Source organism: Subtercola sp. RTI3 (genome assembly GCF_035018625.1).
GTDB classification, from domain to species: Bacteria; Actinomycetota; Actinomycetes; order Actinomycetales; family Microbacteriaceae; genus Subtercola; species Subtercola vilae.
On the sequence record NZ_JASJXO010000043.1, the window covers coordinates 17,175 to 33,796 of the forward strand.

Consider the following 16,622-nt stretch of genomic DNA (forward strand, 5'->3'; position numbering starts at 1 on the left):
TCCAGAAAGAGGCGTGCGCGAAAATCAGTCGTGCTGCGGGAAACCGAGGTTGATGCCGCCATGGCTCGGGTCGAGCCACCGGCTGGTCACGGCCTTCTGCTGCGTGAAGAACTTCACGCCTTCGGCGCCGTGGGCCTTGGTGTCACCGAACAACGAGTCTTTCCAGCCACCGAACGAGAAGGTCGCGACCGGCACGGGAATCGGCACGTTGATGCCGATCATGCCGACCTGGATCTCGTTCTGAAAACGTCGGGCTGCCCCGCCGTCGTTGGTGAAGATCGCCGTTCCGTTGCCGAACGCACCCGAGTTGATGAGCGCCACGCCCTCTTCGTAGCTCGAGACCCGCACGATGGCGAGAACCGGGCCGAAGATTTCTTCGGTGTAGACGCGTGACGAGGTCGGCACGTTGTCGATGAGGGTCGGGCCGAGCCAGAATCCGTTCGGGTCGCCGTCGGCAACCACATCACGGCCGTCGACGACGATCGTCGCGCCGTCTTCTGCGGCGATCTCGATGTACGACGCAACCTTGTCGCGGTGCACCTTGGTGACCAGCGGGCCCATGTCGCAGCCGCGGCGACCGTCACCGGTACGTAGCGTCGCCATGCGCGAGACGATCTTCTCGATCAGTGGATCTGCGACCGGCTCGACCGCGACGACGACCGAGATGGCCATGCAGCGCTCTCCGGCAGAACCGAAGCCCGAGTTGATGGCGGCGTCGGCCACGAGGTCGAGATCGGCATCGGGCAGAACCAGCATGTGGTTCTTCGCGCCCCCGAGGGCCTGAACGCGCTTGCCGTTCTTGGTTCCGGTCTCGTAGACGTACCGGGCGATGGGGGTGGAACCGACGAACGAGATCGACTTCACGTCGGGGTGGGTGAGCAGGCCATCCACAGCCTCTTTGTCGCCGTGCAGAACAGTGAAAACGCCCTCAGGCAGCCCCGCTTCGGCCCACAGAGCAGCAAGCCAATTGGCGGCAGAGGGGTCTTTCTCGCTGGGCTTCAGAACGACGGTGTTGCCCGCAGCGATGGCGATGGGGAAGAACCACGACGGAACCATGGCCGGAAAGTTGAAGGGCGAGATGATGCCCACGACACCGAGCGGCTGGCGGATCGAGTACACGTCGATGCCGGTCGAGACCTGTTCGCTGAACTCGCCCTTGAGGTGGTGCGCGAGACCGGTCGCGAACTCTGCAACCTCTTGGCCGCGGCTGATCTCGCCGAGCGCGTCGCTGGTGACCTTGCCGTGCTCGCTCGTGATGATCTCAGCGAGCTCGCCCTTCTTCGCGTCGAGCAGCTCACGAAATTTGAACATGATGTTCTGACGCTTGGCGAGCGAGGTGTCGCGCCAGGCAGGGAACGCAGCGGCGGCACTGGCGACGGCCGCGTTGATCTCGGCCTGGTCGGCCAGGGCGACGCGTTTGGTGACGATGCCCAGGGCGGGGTCGTAGACGTCTGCCGTACGGCCACTGTGCGAGGGCGACTCGGCACCGTCGATCCAGTGCGGCACGGTGGGCAGATCGGTGACGGCAGGGTCTGTGGTGCTGTCTGTGGTGCTGTCTGTGGTGCTCATATTTCGAATTCCTTACGTGTCTGTATTCGTGAAGCTGGATTACATGCTGCTCTTTAGCGAGCGATGGCTCCAGCCGAGTGAACCAACGCAGCAGCAGTGTCGACGGCGGCGGCGACATTGCCATCGGGTGGATACAACAGAGTACGGCCCGCAGTCAAACCTCGTACCCCTGGAAGCGAAAGTGCGTCTTCCCACGCAGCGAAGGTCTCGTCTGGGTCAGCACCGGAGTCGCCACCGAGCAGCAAAGTCGGCATGGTGGTGGCGTTCATCACGCGCTCCATATCGTCGACCACAGGCAACTTCAGCCAGGTGTAGGCGCTGCTGCTGCCGAGTCCGGCTGCAATGGCAACAGAAAGTACGACGGCGTCAGTGGAGAGGTCATTTGCGACGTGAGTGCCGGACCAGCGGGACACAAACGGTTCGAGCATGATGGGCAACTTGGCCTCTGCCGCCTGCCCCACTGCTCGAGCGGTGGATTCCAAGGTGCTCACGGTGCCGGTGTCATCGAGATTCACGCGCAGCAACGTCTTAGCGAAGTCAATTCCTGACGAGGCCATCGCCGGCACGTCGTACGCGGTGAACCGATCATCCATTTCGAACGAAGCACCGCGAAGACCCCCCCGATTCATCGAACCGACAATGATTTTGTCGTCGAGCAGACCCAGAGCGGCGAGATCGTCGATGATATCGGGCGTGCCGAGCACACCATCGACTCCAGGCCGGCTGAGCGCAATGGCCAGCCGATCGAGAAGAACGTAGCGGTTCTGCATCGCCATCGGGTTCGTGCCGACGCCAAGAGCGCCGCGGGCTGGATGATCCGCAGCAACGATGAAGAGGCGACCGTCTCCGCGGTTCACGTCCCTGCGCCGCCGGGACACGAGCGCTTCGCGAATCTCCCAGGGCCGGAAGGCGCGAATCTCCCGAAGGCGGTCGAAATCCGCGCCGCTGAGTAGCCCATCGGTCACAATTTCACCCCGGTCTTGACGATGGATTCGATCTCCTGCGTCGTCGGCATTGCGGTTGAACACTCACGACGGGAGGCAACAATCGCACCCGCTATGTTTGCGAACTGCACGATGGTTCGAAGATCCCAGCCAGACAGAAGCCCGTGGCACAGAGCCCCGCCGAAGGCATCGCCGGCGCCAAGGCCGTTGACGACTTCGACGAAGTATGGGGGCACTTCAACGGTCTCGTCGCGCGTCATCGCGAGCACACCCTTCGGCCCCTGCTTCACAATTGCGAGCTCGACTCCGCGGTCTAAGAGAGCAGCCGCCGCGCGGAGCGGCTCGGTTTCACCAACCGCGATCTCGCACTCCTCTCGATTGCCCACAGCGACCGTGGCAAAGGCCAGCGCCTCAGACACGTGATGCGATGCGGTGGCAGCATCGGGCCAGAACATCGATCGATAGTCGAGATCGAATATGGTGCCAGCTGCACGCCCTCGTGCCGACAGTGCCGCCAGGTGAGCACTTCGGCTGGGCTCCTGAGTAAGCCCGGTGGCCGTGAACCAGAAAATCGCAGCCGATCGCACCGATTCCACATCGAGGTCTTCGGGCTCGACGTTCAGATCAGGCGCCTTGGGCTGGCGGTAGAAATAGATCGGAAAATTGTCGGGGGGAAATATTTCACAGAACGTCACCGGCGTCGGCAGCGTGGGGTCGACTTTGACCGAATCGGTACCCACACCGAGACGATTCAACTCGCGCAGCAGATACCTGCCGAAGGGATCATCGCCCACCCGCGAGATCAGGTCTACCCGACGGCCGTGCCGAGCTGCTGCGACTGCCACGTTTGCGGCACTACCACCGAGAAACTTTCCGAACGTCTCGACGTCTTCAAGACCGACACCGTCTTGCAGAGGATAGAGATCGACACCGAGTCGGCCGAATGCCAGCACATCGACTGGGGGAGAAAGTGTATTCATACTCCGCTGTAGAACTTTCTGATGGAGGTCTCATTACGAGCTTATGTTGTGCTTACAATAGCACATAAGCTCTTTTTGGCAAGCACAATGTAATGTTGTATCAGCAATGATCGATCGAACTTCAGCTAGAGAATTGGACCCGCCTCATGGTCAGTGCAGACACCGTTTGGCCCGACCATCTGTTCGCTGACTTGGATCGAACCGGCCCGATCCCGCTCTACTTTCAGGTGTCGAGCAGACTAGAGGCGGCCATTCGCTCTGGTGAACTGCCGCCGGGTTCGCGTCTCGAAAACGAGATAGCAATCACCCAGCACCTCGGTATCTCAAGGCCAACGGTGCGTCGGGCGATACAAGAACTCGTAGACATCGGGCTGCTTGTTCGTCGCCGAGGAATCGGCACTCAAGTCGTTCAGGGGCAGATCACCCGCCAAGTCGAACTCACGAGCCTCTACGAAGACCTGAAGAACACAGCGCGTGAACCTGGCACCAAGGTGCTCATCCACGACATTGTCGAGGCTGACGAAATCGTCGCTGAGCGACTGAGGGTGCCGGTCGGATCGAACGTTGTACACCTTCGGCGTCAGCGCACCGCGGGAGGGGTGAGTATCGCGATACTCGAAAACTACCTGCCGGAGGCGTTCGGTGACATCACAACTGAGCAGCTGCAACTCCGAGGGCTGTACCAGATACTCCGCGCACGAGGAGTGACTATCCGGGTCGCCAACCAACTTATCGGCGCCCGCAGGGCCGACACAGACGAGAGCACGCGGTTGGGCATCGACGACGGAGGACCCCTCCTGACCATGGAGCGTGTCGCCTACGACAACGCGGGCGAGGCAATCGAATACGGTCACCACTGCTATCGCCCCGACATGTACAGTTTCGAAACGACGCTCGTAGCCCGGTAACCAGGTATCACCCGCTTCGACCCCCTGTCGGCTCCAGGCAGCGGGCGCCCGCGAACCATTCGCCCCGCGTTAACGTTGCGTTTGCCATGACCCAGCACAGTGGAAGCCATCTGTGAGAGCTCACACCGAGCACTCCTGAAGGGCTGAAAACTCAATGAGACACAACTGGCGGCCGGCAACGGTCGTACTCGCATCGCTGGCTTTGGCCGTTCCCCTGCTCGCGACGGTGTCGCCGGCCGCAGCCGCGACTGCCGCGCTGCCGACCCTCGCCATCAACGAGGTCGACGCCAGCGGCGTGCCGCAAGACTGGATCGAGCTGAAGAACACCGGCTCCTCACCCGTCGACGCATCGGGGCTGATTCTCAAAGACGACAAAGACTCCGACCGCTTCGACATTCCGGCGAACACCATCGTTGCCGCCGGCGGCTACGTGAGCTTCGACGTGGCTGACGCGTTCGGGCTCGGTAAAGGCGGCGATGCCGCGCGCCTGTACCTCAGCGACAACACCACGCTGGTCGACTCGTTCACCTGGGCGAGCGACTCCTCACCCGGCAGCTGGGGTCGCTGCCCCGACGGCACGGGCGCCTTCGCCGTGAACGCCACCAAGACCAAGGGCGCGGCAAACGACTGCGGCACGCCCACACCCCCGGTGACCACACCGGTCACTCCCCCCGGTGGGGTTTCGGATGCCCTGCCCTGGCCCGGCGCATCCAGTGTCAGTACCGCGAGCGTGAAGAACTTCTTCGGCACCAACCTCAGCGGTCTGAGCTACGAGCTCGGCGCCGCCGGCGCACCCGACACGCTCTGGGCCGTTCGCAACGGACCGAGCACGCTCTACCGCCTGCAGCAGAGCGGCACCGACTGGGTCACCGCCACCGACAACGGCTGGGGCGCAGGCAAATCGTTGCACTACGTCGACGGCACCGGCGACCCTGACGCTGAGGGGGTCGTTCACACCTCAGCGGGCACATTCGTTTCGACCGAGCGCGACAACAGCAACAACAAGATCAGCCGGCCCGCGGTGCTGCGCTACGACACCACCCCGAGCGGAACGTCGCTGAACGCGTCGATGGAGTGGAACCTCGTCTCCGACCTGCCGGTCGTCGGCGCGAACCTCGGCCTCGAGGGCATCGCGTTCGTTCCCGACTCGTACCTCACGGCGAAGGGCTTCGTCGACGAGAAGACCGGGGCGACCTACAGCCCCGCCACGTACGCGAACCACGGCGACGGACTCTACTTCGTCGGCCTCGAGGGTACCGGCTCGATCTACGCGTACGCACTCGACCAGACCGACGGTACGAAGTTCACCCGCGTCGCGACCATCAAGAGCGGCTTCCCGTCGATCATGGAGGTGCAGTTCGACGCCGAGAAGTCGGCCGTCTGGGCGGTCTGCGACAACACCTGTGGCGGCCAGTACGCGCTGCTCGACATCGCGGCGACCGGCACGAACGCCGGGCACTTCGCCGTGACGACGGTCTACAACCGCCCGACCGGCATGGGCGACTTCAACAACGAGGGCTTCGTCACCGCACCCCAGGCCCTCTGCATCAACGGCGTCAAGCCGGCCTTCTGGGCCGACGACGACCAAGACAACGGGTATTCGCTGCGGCAGGGAACGATCGACTGCGTCGCGGCGTCAGTACCGACCGACCCGGCCACCACACCCGTCACTTCGGTGACGTCGGGCGCTGATGCTGCGGCCGCGCCTGGCAGAACGTCGACGGGCACGACGGGTTCGGCCAAGGCTCTCGCCGCGACCGGATCTGAGCCCGCACTGCCCGGAGCGGCAGCCCTTCTGGTGCTGCTCGCCGGTGCTGCGGGCCTCGTCGTCGCGCGGCGTCGCCGGCGGGCGTAGGCCTCAGCGCTCAGCCTGCCGTAGCGCGTAGGTACAGCCTGGTCTGGGGCGTCGCACTCTTGGTGCGGCGCCCCAGTCTGTTCACCGAGTGAGCAGCGACGCCCGCTCCGGATGCTCGTCGAACCACTGGCCGACGTACCAGCACATGGGTACCACCCGGTACGCGGTGTTCTTCTCGACGTCGTCGATCGCAAAGGTGACCACCTCGTTCGCGTACCCCTTACCGCGCAGTTTCGGGTCGGTGAAGGTGTGGTTGAACGACACGGAGTCGCCGTTCTGCACGTAGTCGGCAGCGCTCACGAGTGCGCCGTCGATGCGAAGCATGTAGCGGTGCCGATCGGTGTCGTGGATGAATTCGCGGGCCATGACTCCAGCCTACGTCTGTGGGTTCGTGTGAGAACTCCCGGCTGGCGCACCGCTTGTTCTCTTCGGGCCGGAGAATCGTTGCTCAGGCACGTTCGTTCACGATTATTCGACCGCCGGGAGCACACCGAATGAAACATGTCTCAGACAGCTCGTGGTCTAGCCTGAAGCACCACTCCGCGTGCCATGTCGACCCTCTGCACAATCCGCGGCTGAGCGAGCCGAGCGCGATGGAGTCGTTCATCGTCAGCTACCGCAGCACGAGTACGGCGGCCATTCGCCCCGTCGACCTCGGGGAGCCCGTGGATGGTCTGACAGAGAACGACCGGCCGGCCACTGCGTGAGGTGAGACACGACCCTCGGCAGGCCTAACCCGGCGGCGTGTGGGTTGGGGCGGGGGCTGGGGTGGTGGCTGGCGGCGGTTCGATGATCGGCGCGGCCGGGCTTCCCCAGCGCATCCATGCGATCACGTAGACGACGATTCCGCTGATGAGTGCCACGATCACCCAGAGCACCACGACGAAGTCGATCCACGAGCCCACCGGCGGCGCGCCCGGCAGAAACGAGCGCAGCGGAATGATGGCGAAGAGCATGGCGCCCATCCAGCTCAGAAACGACGGCTCGACTTTGCGAAAGCCCCTGAAGACCGAGATTGCCACGAAGAGCTGCAGGATGGGCAGCACCACCATGAGGGCAAGTAAGAGAAAACCGAACGCGAAGGTGCTGCCCGAGCGCGAGGCCGTGAGTTGGGCGAAGTACGCAGGCTTCAACCCCTCGGCGGTTTGAATCATCTCTCCGTGGGTGACCCGGTCGGCCGACAAGCTCCACCCAGGCATGTAGCCCTTGTAGATGACTTTGGTGTCGATGGGCTCGAGCACACCGTTCTTCTCGGCGTAGGCCTGAATGAAGATCTCAGAACGATAGGTGTCGATGGGCCACTGCTCGACGGCACCGGGGGCGAACGACGTCACCGGCTGAGTGCCGGGGATGGCGTCTTTGGCGAATTGCATTGTCTGCGAGCCCGAGACCGGCGAGAGAACCAAGGTGACGGCCTGGTCGAGCGTGATCGAGTCGTTTGCCTCGATCTCGGTCGAGGGCGTGAGTTCCAACTCCATCGAAATGGTCTCGGTGAGGGGGTTGATGGTCTTCGGCGTGAGCACCACGGTCACGCCGCCGGGGTTCGGCGTCACATCGGCGTCGTTCGCGATGCGCCCACTCGCCGCGTAGAGGGTAACGACGACCGCGTACACGATGACGACCACCGCGATCACAGCGACGAGCCGCGCAGAGCGGCGGCGCCAGAGCGCCAAGGCCTTCTGCGTCGGCGGAACCGGCGAGAGTGGCGGCGAATCCTGAGTGTCGTTGATGCTCACGCATCGAGCCTAGTGACCGCGGCAGCAGCTCAGGCTTCGTAGAGCTCGAGCGGCAGGCCGTCGGGGTCGCGAAAGAACACCATCGCCTTGAGGGTGTTCGGGTCGTGGCGGAGCTCCTCGCAGGCGTACCCCTTCGCCTCGAGTTCGGCGCGAGCGGCCGCGACGTCGGCCACGGCGAAGGCGAGGTGTCTGAGCCCGAGGGCTTCGGGGCCGGATGACCGGGGTGGAGCATCCGGAAAGCTGAACAGTTCGAGCATGTAGGTGCCGTTCAGGGCGAGTTTGCCCATCCACGAGCCGCGTTCGGCGCGAAAGTATTCGGCCTCGAGCACGAAGCCGAGGGTGTCGGCGTAGAACGCCTTCGACCGTTCGTAGTCGCTGGCGATGACGGCGATGTGGTGGAGCGCGAGAACCTGCATGGCTCCAGCATGGCGCACTCAGCAGGTCTTGATCAGTGGGCGGAGATGAGCGCCGCGAAACGGGCGAGGTCGACGTTGCCGCCGCTCACGATCACGCCCACGCGCTGCCCGGCCAGTTCGCGACCGGCGGCGAGCACGGCGGCCAACCCCAGGCATCCGGTCGGCTCGACAATCAGTTTCATGCGCGACGCGAAGAACTCCATCGCCTCGACCAGCGCGGGGTCGTCGGCGGTGAGCATGTCGGTCACCAGGCGCCGCATGACCTCGAACGTGACCTCTCCCATACGCTGGGTCTGCGCGCCGTCGGCGATGGTGTCGGGCGTCGGGATGCTCACGATCGCGCCACTTCGAAACGACTGCCGCGCGTCGTCACCTGCCGCGGGTTCGACGCCGTACACACGGGTGCGAGGGCTCCTCCCGCTCGCGGCGAGCGCAGAACCCGCCAGCAGCCCTCCTCCGCCGACCGGAACGAACAGGGCATCGAGCTCCCCGACCTCGTCGAACAGTTCGAGCGCCGCCGTGCCCTGGCCCGCAGCGATGTCGGCGTGATCGTACGGCGGCACCAGCGTCATGCCGGCGCCCCGCACAAAACCGGCCGCAACCTCTTCGCGGTTCTCGGTGTAGCGGTCGTACTCGACAACCGTCGCCCCATAGCCGAGTGTGGCCGCCTTCTTCACCGGCGGAGCGTCTCGCGGCATCACAATCGTCGCAGCGATGCCGAGCGTTCGCGCCGCGAGCGCCACCGCCTGCGCGTGGTTGCCCGACGAGAACGCCACGACCCCCCTCGAGCGCTCGTCGTCGCCCAGCCGCAGCAGAGCGTTGAATGCACCGCGCGCCTTGAACGCGCCCACCCGCTGAAAGTTCTCGCACTTGAAGAACACCTCGGCCCCGGTCAGCTCGTTCAGCGTGCGCGAGGTCATCACGGGCGTGTGATTCACATAGCTCCGGATGCGCGCCGCCGCCTGCTCGACGTCGTCGAACGTGAGCAGGGCGGTGGTGGCTTCGGGCATGCTCCCACTATACGAACCGGCTCGCTGCGCCCGTCTCCCCCCGGGGTGCGCACGCCGCGCCCCCCACCCGCCCCGGCTGCGCCTGGGGCGAGGGAGCGACGCACGATCAGTTCGGGCAGGTGATCGCGTTGCCGTCGGTGTTGAAGTCGCAGCCGCCGCCCTTCTCCGCGTTGAACATGTCGACGTCGCCCTGCGTCGGCAGTACCCCGCCCACACTGGGGCCGTAGAAGTAGACGCCCGAGTAATAGCCGAGCGCGGTGTAGTACGGCGCCATCGATTTCGGCACGGCGCCGTTCGCGAGCGCATCATCGATGTCCCAGCCGTTCGACCCGCTCCAGCCGCCACCGCCGCCGGTCGAACCGCCCGAGCCGCTGCCGTCGCCTACATCGCCGCCGCCGCCTGAGGTGGCCGTGCCGTCGTCGGTTTGAGTCTGGTCGGGCATGCCCGAGCCGTCTTCGGCAGCGTGGGCAGCGAGGCCGGTGCCACCGATGAGCGCGCCGGTGAGCGCGCAGAAGACCGCGAGGTTGCGGAATTTTGACATGGTTCTCCTATCGATTGCCCACCGCGATTGTGCGGCGGGATGCTTACGAGAAGAGAGATGCAGGGGCGGGCCCTGGCTTACGCCGAACGTCGAAAATCCAGCGAGTGCTCAGGCTCGGGCATCCGAAAGCCCGGTACTTGCGGGCGGAGATGGCGAGTGCCACAGTAGGGCGGATGAGCGAATCAGAACGGCGCGAACCGGCCGAGAGCACGTCGGGCAAACGGGAAGCCGCCGAGAAGGAGACCCTGCAGAGCTACCTGCAGCGCGCCCGCGAGGCACTGCTGTGGAAGCTCGACGGCCTCACCGAGTACGACGTTCGCCGCCCGCTGGTGGCCACCGGCACCAATCTGCTGGGGCTCGTCAAGCACATGGCCTTCATCGAGGCGGGGTACTTCGGCGACACGTTCGGCCGCCCGTTCGCCGAACCCCTGCCGTGGGGGCACGACGATGCCCCGGTGAACTCCGACATGTGGGCGACAGCCGATGAGCCACGCGAGTGGATGCTCGACCTGTACCGCCGGGTCTGGGCGCACGCCGACGCGACCATCGCCGCGCTGCCGCTCGATGCCACGGGGCGCGTGCCGTGGTGGGAACGCGACCGCGCGAACGTCACCCTGCACCAGATTCTCGTGCACGTCATCGCCGAACTGAACCGCCACGACGGGCATGCCGACATCGTGCGCGAACTCATCGACGAGAAGACGGGCCTCCGCGAAGACAGCGACAACATGCCCGACGGCGACCCAGAGTGGTGGGCAACGTACCGCGACCAGCTCGAGCGGGTGGCACGGGAGGCCGGCGCAGCCCGCGGGTAGACCCGTCGGGCGGCGGCAGAGGCGCGAGACGCGCGCGACGGGTCAGAAGTCGAACAGGTTGCCGCGCAGGGTGCTGCTGCCGAAGGAGTCACGCAGGATGCCCCGGGCCCGCAACTCGGGAACCAGCTGGTCGAGCATCCGGTGCACCGTCACAGGGTGAAGGTCGCCGTTGAAGATGAATCCGTCGTTGTCGGTCGTCTCACCGAGTTCTTCGATGAAGTCGGCGAGCTGTGACGCCGTCGTGACATAACCGGCGCGGTCGACGAGTCTCCCCTTGCGAGCCTTGCGCGAGGCGATCTGCCGCAGGGTGTCGGTGGCGAGGTCTCCCCCGGCGCCGACGAGGTTGTTGATGGTGCCTTGCGACACGTGGTCGCCGAAGACGCCGGGGCCGATGGGCCGGTCGAGGTCGAGCACCGTGAGATCGGTTTCGAGGTCGCTCGACTGGGCGGCCAGCACGTGCCTCAGCGCCAGGTCGGTCGGATGCTGCGACGCCGCCACCACCCGGTCGACCTCCTCCTCGCTGCCGACGATCTCCGGGGTCAGCACGAACAGCACCTTGATGTCACCGGGCCGTCGCCCGCGGGCTCTCGCCGCATCGTGGATCTTGGCGCGGTACGCCCGCACACTCGCCGCATCGAGGGGTGCGAGCGCCAGTTGCACGTCGGAGTTGCCTCCGGCGAAGCCGAGCCCCCGACCCGAGCCGCCGGGCGAGACGATGATGGGGTCGCCGGCGTCGAACGGCAGGGCGTTCAGGGGCCCGTCGAACGTGAAGTACTCGCCCTCGTGGTGCTGGGCCTCGAGCCGGGTGCCGTCGGCGAAACGGCCCGTGGCCGGGTCGTTCACCAGAGCGCCGTCGGGCCAGCTGTGCCAGAGTTCCCGCAGTGACCCCAGCCATTCCTCGGCCCGGTCGTAGGCGGCATCGTGAGAGAGTTCGGGCAGGCCGAAGTGCCGGGCGCTCTTCACATCGGTGACCACATTCACGCCGAACCGGCTGCCGCTGAGGTGCTGCAGCGTGGCGAACTGGCGGGCGGCGAGGTAGGGCGGGTACGCGCCGGCGTTCACGGTGGGAGCGACGCCGATCTGCGACGTGGCACCGAAGAGGTAGGGCGCGAGTAGCAGCGGGTCGTGCTTCGGGCCGCCATAGGCCGCGCGCACGCGCAGGTCGAGCGTCTCGGGCGAGCCGAGCGAGAGGGCGTCTTCGATGATGAGCAGGTCAAGACCTGCCTGCTCGAGTTCCCGCACCGACTGCTGGTAGAGGGCGGGTTCCTGCCAGCGGTAGTTCCAGCCGTGGTCGGGCTTGCCCCAGCCCTGGGGGCCGAAACCGCGGCCGAAGAACCATCCGAAATGTTGCAGGTGAGCCATGCATCCAGTGTCTGCGCACCGGCGTGAAACCGCTCAAATGTGACTCTGTGTGAAGTGCGGCATTGGCGGCGCCACGCCTGAACCGTAGCGTTGCACAATCGACAGAAGGCAAGCGCTATGACCACCAACCAGGTGCCCTACGGGTACGACAACTTCGGCTTCACCACCGAGCAGGTGCACGCCGGCGAGGTGGTCGACGCCCAGTTCGGCGCCCGCATCGCCCCCATCTACCTCACGGCGGGCTTTCTCTTCGACTCGTTCGACCACGCCCGCGAGCGCTTCGCCGGCAACGACGGCGGCCTGGTCTACTCGCGCTACGCGAACCCCACGAACACGGCGGTCGAAGCCAAGCTGACTGCGCTCGAGCGCGGCGTCGATTCGCTGCTCGTGGCCAGTGGGCAGGCCGCGATCACCGTGGCGCTGCTGGGCATTCTGCGGTCGGGCGACCACTTTCTGTCGACACCGAGCCTGTACGAGGGTTCGAAGACACTGTTCCGCGAGAACTTCGAGCGGTTCGGCATCGAGGTGGAGTTCGTCGACGACCCGCACGACATCGACGACTGGAAGCGCCGCGTGCGCCCGAACACCCGCGCGGTCTACGGCGAGACCATTCCGAACCCGAAGAACGACCTCATCGACATCGGGCTGATCGCCGACTTCGCCCGCCAAGAGGGCCTGCCCTTCATCATCGACAGCACGGCGTCGACACCATACCTGATCAGGCCCATCGAGCACGGCGCCACGATCGTGGTGCACTCGGCGAGCAAGTTTCTGAGCGGGCACGGCGCCTCACTCGCCGGCGTGGTGGTCGACGGCGGAAACTTCGACTGGGCGCGCTACCCCGAGAAGTTTCCCCAGTTCAGCACGCCCATCGGAGGCGCGGGCAGCCCCGGCAGCCCGACACTGGTCGAGAAGTTCGGCAACCGCGCCTACCTCGAGTACACCCGCTCGGTGATCGCCGGGCGCCTCGGGCCGGTGCTCTCGCCGCTGAACGCCTTCCTGCTGCAGCAGGGCCTCGAGACGCTCTCGCTGCGGGTCGAGCGGCACTCCCGCAACTCGCTCGTGGTTGCGCGCTGGCTCGAGGCACAGCCCGAGGTCAGCTCGGTCGACTACCCGGGCCTCGCCTCGAACCCCTCGCACGACCTCGCGGTGAAGTACTACCCGCGCGGCACCGGTTCGGTCTTCGGATTCACCCTCGAAGGCGGCCAGAACGACGCCCGCACGGTGATCGACGCGCTGCAGCTGTTCAGCCGCATGTCGCACATGGGTGACGTGCGTTCGCTGGTGCTGCACCCGGGCACGACCTCGCACGCGCACCTCAGCGAGGCCGAGCGGGTGAAGCTGGGCATCCTGCCCGGGCTCGTGCGCCTCTCGGTGGGCATCGAAGACGAAGCCGACCTGCTCGCCGACCTCGAGCTGGCGTTCGCGGTGTTGCGTTCGGCTCCGGGTGCCCGCGGCACGGCCTCAGCAGACCAGATCGTCGGCGCGCGGTAGATGCCCGGGCGGCACGCGGCTGGTGCTGGGGCACTGAGCGTCGGCGTTCTGGGCCTCGGGCGAATGGGCCTACCCATCGCCGCGCGGCTCGCTCGCGCGGGCTTCGTCGTCTCGGGGTTTGACATCGACGATTCACGTCGCCGGCCCGCCGAGCTGGTTGCGCTCTCGTGGGCAGCGAACGCCGACGAGCTCGCCGCCGGTTGCGACATTCTCGTCACCGTGCTGCCCGGCCCGGCCGAGGTCAAGGCCGCGGCGAGCCGCGCGTTCGCCCACTTGGCCCCCAAAACCTGCTGGATCGACCTGACGAGCACCGATCCTCGGGTCGCAACGCGCCTCGCGGCCCTGGCAGCCGAACGCAGCATCGCGAGTGTCGCGGCGCCCATGGGCGGCGGGGTCGAAGCTGCCGCGGCCGGGCGGCTGACCTTCTTCGTGAGCGGGGCTGCGGGTGCTGTGGAGCGCGCCGCACCGGTGCTCGAGGTGCTCGGCGGGGCGATCGGCCGGGCGGCGGGCATCCGGAGCCTCGGAGACGACATCGCAGCGGGCCCCACCGCGAAGCTGCTCGCGAACCTGCTGTGGTTCGGGCAGAGCGTGGCCGTCACCGAGGCGCTGCTGCTCGGGCAGGCGCTCGGGCTCGACCTTGCGACGCTGCGCGACACGCTCGCGGCGAGCGCCGGCGGCAGCGCCTTCATCGACCGGCACCTCGACCACCTGCTCGCGGGCGACTACCTCACCTCGTTCGGGCTCGACCGGTGCGTCGAAGAACTCGACACCGTGGCGGAGCTGGCGGGCGGGGCGGGCGTTCCGTTCGAGCTGTCGACGCTGGTCGGCCGGATGCACCGCGATGCCCTGCACGAATTCGGAGCCGTCGACGGCGAGCTGTTGGCCGCCAAGCTGCTCGAACGGCGCGCGGGGCGCACCCTGCGCTCTGCACCCACCACATCTGCACCCGCCGCATCTGCCCCCGCCGCGCGCCCCGCACCCACCGTACCCACACCGAGGGTGAAAGACTGATCCCATGCCAGAGAACACTCACCGCATCGAGACCAGCCACGCCGGCAGCCTGCCGCGCACGCCCGAACTCATCGCCGCGAACGACGCCCGCCAGCTCTCGGCCGACGGCTTCACCCTGCAGCACACCCCCGAATTCGAACGGTTGCTCACCGACGCCGTGGTCGACCTCGTCGAACGCCAGCAGGCCATCGGCATCACCCTGCCGGGAGACGGCGAGTTCGGCAAGGCCATGACGAGCCCGGTCGACTACGGTGCCTGGTGGTCGTACTCGTTCCAGCGCGTCAGCGGGCTGTCGCTCACCGGCGACGACCCGTTCTCGGCCGCACCCGTGCGCTCGACGCCCGGAAACGTGCAGCTCACCACATTTCCCGACCGCCGCGACTGGAGCATCTTTCGCGACGCCTACACCGACCCCACCAGCGGAATCTCGACCGGAAAGACCGCCACAGCCTTCCCCTCGACCACCGGGCCGCTCGTCTACACCGGGTACGACGCCATCGCCTCCGACATAGCGAACCTGAGGGCGGGGCTCGCCGCCTCCGGCCAGCCCGACGGCTTCATCACCGCACTCTCGCCCGGCAGCGGCTCGCGCGTGGCGAACAACTTCTACGCCACCGAAGAAGAACACATCTGGGCATGGGCCGACGTTCTGCGTGAGGAATACACGGCGATCATCGACGCCGGCCTGCTGCTGCAAATCGACGACCCCTCGATCGCCGAGAACTGGGACCAGATCAACCCCGAGCCGTCGATCGCCGACTACCAGGCGTTCACCCGCATCCGTGTCGAGGCGCTGAACCACGCGCTCCGCGGGCTTCCCGAAGACCGCATCCGCTTCCATCTCTGCTGGGGCAGCTGGCACGGCCCGCACACCACCGACATCGAGCTGCGGCACATCGTCGACCTGATGCTCGAGATCAACGCAGGTTCGTACTCGTTCGAGGCCGCGAACGCGCGCCACGAGCACGAATGGCGCGTCTGGAACGACGTGGCCCTGCCCGAGGGCAAACTCATCGTGCCCGGCATCGTGGGCCACGCAACCAACGTGGTCGAGCATCCCGAACTCGTCGCCGACCGCATCGAACGATTCGCCTCGGTCGTGGGGCGCGAGCGCGTCGTCGCCGCCACCGACTGCGGCCTCGGCGGCCGGGTGCACCCGCACATCGCGTGGGCCAAACTCGAGTCGCTCGCCCGCGGCGCCGAAATCGCGTCGGCACGCCTCTGGAAATGAGCACCTCGGTGACAACGCTCGCGCATCGCGCGCCTGCCGCGGGTGGCCCGGCCTGGGGCCGGTCAGCGGCCGGCTGGTCATTCGACGGCGAAGCAGAACGCGGCCCGGCCGCAGCTCCGTCGGCATGCGGATGGGCTGCGGCGGCCCTGCAGTGACAGCGTGCACAAAACTCGCAGCCGCCGCCGATCGGCTGGCGAGTGGCGGCTTCGCCGGTCGGCGCTACCTGGTCGAGTTCGGCCGGGAGGGGGCAGGCATTCCCGCGGGGCCCCTCTGGTTCGTGGCCGCAGCAGCAGCGGGCCGCAACCGGATGCCCGGGCGCGGCTTCAGCCCAGAACTCGATGACGGTACCTCAGGCCAGGCGCGGCACTTCGCCGGAATCGTGGCCACCACCGCCCGTGTCGGCCCCACCGCCACCCGCTGGGTCTCGGTGCGCCTTCGGCGCGACCCCGGAGCCTCCGCCGACGGCCGGCTCACCGAACTCGCCCTCGAGTTCGCCACCCTCATCCGCTCAGGCACCCTCCACCCGCACGAGGCCGGCACCTGGATCACCACCCACCTCTGCGCCGACTCCTGACCCCGCCCGCCGCACGGGCACCGCGGATTTGGCACACGCCTTCCGTTTGTCGGCCTCCACGCGGCCCTCACACCTACCCGCTCTCATCGACTCGGCAGAGTTTGCGGGTGCCGGGGGCTGCGACCCGCAAACTTTGCCGAGTGGAATGGGGTGGGGTCTGTCTCTTATACACATCT

At 66.5% G+C, this 16,622-nt stretch carries 18 protein-coding genes; 9 read left to right on the forward strand and 9 right to left on the reverse strand.

Features of this window, described 5'->3' with window-relative positions; genetic code table 11:
* Positions 1–24 precede the first annotated feature (24 nt).
* The 3 genes from QN358_RS14270 to iolC are packed head-to-tail and all read right to left on the reverse strand — an operon-like array spanning position 25 to position 3,493.
* Positions 25–1,569 carry a CoA-acylating methylmalonate-semialdehyde dehydrogenase gene (locus QN358_RS14270; RefSeq protein ID WP_323512774.1) on the reverse strand — a complete coding sequence of 515 codons (1,545 nt, stop codon included), beginning with the start codon at positions 1,567–1,569 and terminating at the stop codon, positions 25–27.
* Positions 1,570–1,622: 53 nt separating this feature from the next.
* Positions 1,623–2,534, reverse strand: a complete 912-nt coding sequence (locus tag QN358_RS14275) for a class I fructose-bisphosphate aldolase (protein ID WP_136640597.1) — start codon at positions 2,532–2,534, stop codon at positions 1,623–1,625.
* Positions 2,531–3,493 (reverse strand): 5-dehydro-2-deoxygluconokinase, encoded by a 963-nt coding sequence (iolC, locus tag QN358_RS14280; protein WP_136640596.1) that lies wholly within the window; start codon positions 3,491–3,493, stop codon positions 2,531–2,533. The genes QN358_RS14275 and iolC overlap by 4 nt, the downstream gene beginning before the upstream one ends.
* A gap of 146 nt (positions 3,494–3,639) precedes the next feature.
* On the opposite strand from iolC, the gene QN358_RS14285 reads away from it, so the two are divergent.
* On the forward strand, positions 3,640–4,401 hold the full coding sequence (locus QN358_RS14285) for a GntR family transcriptional regulator (protein WP_136640595.1): 762 nt from the start codon (positions 3,640–3,642) through the stop codon (positions 4,399–4,401).
* A gap of 154 nt (positions 4,402–4,555) precedes the next feature.
* Positions 4,556–6,256, forward strand: coding sequence for a lamin tail domain-containing protein (locus QN358_RS14290; protein WP_136640594.1), 1,701 nt, complete (start codon positions 4,556–4,558; stop codon positions 6,254–6,256).
* Between the two features lie 81 nt (positions 6,257–6,337).
* Here the strand turns inward: QN358_RS14290 and QN358_RS14295 are convergent, their stop codons facing one another.
* On the reverse strand, positions 6,338–6,622 hold the full coding sequence (locus QN358_RS14295) for a GNAT family N-acetyltransferase (protein WP_136640593.1): 285 nt from the start codon (positions 6,620–6,622) through the stop codon (positions 6,338–6,340).
* 128 nt (positions 6,623–6,750) lie between these two features.
* On the opposite strand from QN358_RS14295, the gene QN358_RS14300 reads away from it, so the two are divergent.
* A complete protein-coding gene (locus QN358_RS14300) occupies positions 6,751–6,963 on the forward strand; it encodes a hypothetical protein (RefSeq protein ID WP_136640592.1) in 213 nt (70 codons plus the stop codon).
* A gap of 24 nt (positions 6,964–6,987) precedes the next feature.
* Here the strand turns inward: QN358_RS14300 and QN358_RS14305 are convergent, their stop codons facing one another.
* The 4 genes from QN358_RS14305 to QN358_RS14320 form a co-directional block, all read right to left on the reverse strand.
* Complete coding sequence (locus tag QN358_RS14305; protein WP_323512775.1) at positions 6,988–7,992, reverse strand: DUF4436 family protein; 1,005 nt, start codon at positions 7,990–7,992, stop codon at positions 6,988–6,990.
* 29 nt (positions 7,993–8,021) lie between these two features.
* Positions 8,022–8,408: a VOC family protein gene (locus tag QN358_RS14310; RefSeq protein ID WP_136640590.1), complete on the reverse strand. Its 387-nt coding sequence runs from the start codon at positions 8,406–8,408 to the stop codon at positions 8,022–8,024.
* Positions 8,409–8,440: 32 nt separating this feature from the next.
* A complete protein-coding gene (locus QN358_RS14315; RefSeq protein WP_136640589.1) occupies positions 8,441–9,418 on the reverse strand; it encodes a threo-3-hydroxy-L-aspartate ammonia-lyase in 978 nt (325 codons plus the stop codon).
* Positions 9,419–9,524: 106 nt separating this feature from the next.
* Entirely contained in the window at positions 9,525–9,959 is a 435-nt protein-coding gene (locus QN358_RS14320; protein ID WP_136640588.1) for a hypothetical protein, read from the reverse strand.
* A gap of 173 nt (positions 9,960–10,132) precedes the next feature.
* Here QN358_RS14320 and QN358_RS14325 point away from each other — a divergent pair, with 173 nt between their 5' ends.
* Entirely contained in the window at positions 10,133–10,774 is a 642-nt protein-coding gene (locus tag QN358_RS14325; RefSeq protein ID WP_136640587.1) for a DinB family protein, read from the forward strand.
* 42 nt (positions 10,775–10,816) lie between these two features.
* Here QN358_RS14325 and QN358_RS14330 read toward each other — a convergent pair whose 3' ends face one another.
* Positions 10,817–12,136 carry an LLM class flavin-dependent oxidoreductase gene (locus QN358_RS14330; protein ID WP_323512776.1) on the reverse strand — a complete coding sequence of 440 codons (1,320 nt, stop codon included), beginning with the start codon at positions 12,134–12,136 and terminating at the stop codon, positions 10,817–10,819.
* Between the two features lie 117 nt (positions 12,137–12,253).
* Here QN358_RS14330 and QN358_RS14335 point away from each other — a divergent pair, with 117 nt between their 5' ends.
* The 5 genes from QN358_RS14335 to QN358_RS14355 are packed head-to-tail and all read left to right on the forward strand — an operon-like array spanning position 12,254 to position 16,446.
* Positions 12,254–13,630 carry an O-acetylhomoserine aminocarboxypropyltransferase/cysteine synthase family protein gene (locus QN358_RS14335; RefSeq protein WP_136640585.1) on the forward strand — a complete coding sequence of 459 codons (1,377 nt, stop codon included), beginning with the start codon at positions 12,254–12,256 and terminating at the stop codon, positions 13,628–13,630.
* Positions 13,631–14,641: an NAD(P)-dependent oxidoreductase gene (locus QN358_RS14340; protein ID WP_136640584.1), complete on the forward strand. Its 1,011-nt coding sequence runs from the start codon at positions 13,631–13,633 to the stop codon at positions 14,639–14,641.
* A gap of 4 nt (positions 14,642–14,645) precedes the next feature.
* Positions 14,646–15,872, forward strand: a complete 1,227-nt coding sequence (locus QN358_RS14345) for a cobalamin-independent methionine synthase II family protein (RefSeq protein ID WP_136640583.1) — start codon at positions 14,646–14,648, stop codon at positions 15,870–15,872.
* Positions 15,869–16,027, forward strand: coding sequence for a hypothetical protein (locus QN358_RS14350; protein ID WP_161580321.1), 159 nt, complete (start codon positions 15,869–15,871; stop codon positions 16,025–16,027). Before QN358_RS14345 ends, QN358_RS14350 begins: the two co-directional genes overlap by 4 nt.
* Positions 16,024–16,446, forward strand: a complete 423-nt coding sequence (locus QN358_RS14355; protein ID WP_136640582.1) for a hypothetical protein — start codon at positions 16,024–16,026, stop codon at positions 16,444–16,446. Before QN358_RS14350 ends, QN358_RS14355 begins: the two co-directional genes overlap by 4 nt.
* Positions 16,447–16,622: the final 176 nt, after the last annotated feature.

Coding starts and splice junctions, on each gene's coding strand:
- QN358_RS14300 (WP_136640592.1), top strand. CDS start 6,751: ATGAAACATGTCTCAGACAGCTCGTGGTCTAGCCTGAAGCACCACTCC.
- QN358_RS14290 (WP_136640594.1), top strand. CDS start 4,556: ATGAGACACAACTGGCGGCCGGCAACGGTCGTACTCGCATCGCTGGCT.
- QN358_RS14340 (WP_136640584.1), top strand. CDS start 13,631: ATGCCCGGGCGGCACGCGGCTGGTGCTGGGGCACTGAGCGTCGGCGTT.
- QN358_RS14295 (WP_136640593.1), bottom strand. CDS start 6,622: ATGGCCCGCGAATTCATCCACGACACCGATCGGCACCGCTACATGCTT.
- QN358_RS14335 (WP_136640585.1), top strand. CDS start 12,254: ATGACCACCAACCAGGTGCCCTACGGGTACGACAACTTCGGCTTCACC.
- QN358_RS14310 (WP_136640590.1), bottom strand. CDS start 8,408: ATGCAGGTTCTCGCGCTCCACCACATCGCCGTCATCGCCAGCGACTAC.
- QN358_RS14330 (WP_323512776.1), bottom strand. CDS start 12,136: ATGGCTCACCTGCAACATTTCGGATGGTTCTTCGGCCGCGGTTTCGGC.
- iolC (WP_136640596.1), bottom strand. CDS start 3,493: ATGAATACACTTTCTCCCCCAGTCGATGTGCTGGCATTCGGCCGACTC.
- QN358_RS14320 (WP_136640588.1), bottom strand. CDS start 9,959: ATGTCAAAATTCCGCAACCTCGCGGTCTTCTGCGCGCTCACCGGCGCG.
- QN358_RS14325 (WP_136640587.1), top strand. CDS start 10,133: ATGAGCGAATCAGAACGGCGCGAACCGGCCGAGAGCACGTCGGGCAAA.
- QN358_RS14315 (WP_136640589.1), bottom strand. CDS start 9,418: ATGCCCGAAGCCACCACCGCCCTGCTCACGTTCGACGACGTCGAGCAG.
- QN358_RS14285 (WP_136640595.1), top strand. CDS start 3,640: ATGGTCAGTGCAGACACCGTTTGGCCCGACCATCTGTTCGCTGACTTG.
- QN358_RS14270 (WP_323512774.1), bottom strand. CDS start 1,569: ATGAGCACCACAGACAGCACCACAGACAGCACCACAGACCCTGCCGTC.
- QN358_RS14345 (WP_136640583.1), top strand. CDS start 14,646: ATGCCAGAGAACACTCACCGCATCGAGACCAGCCACGCCGGCAGCCTG.
- QN358_RS14350 (WP_161580321.1), top strand. CDS start 15,869: ATGAGCACCTCGGTGACAACGCTCGCGCATCGCGCGCCTGCCGCGGGT.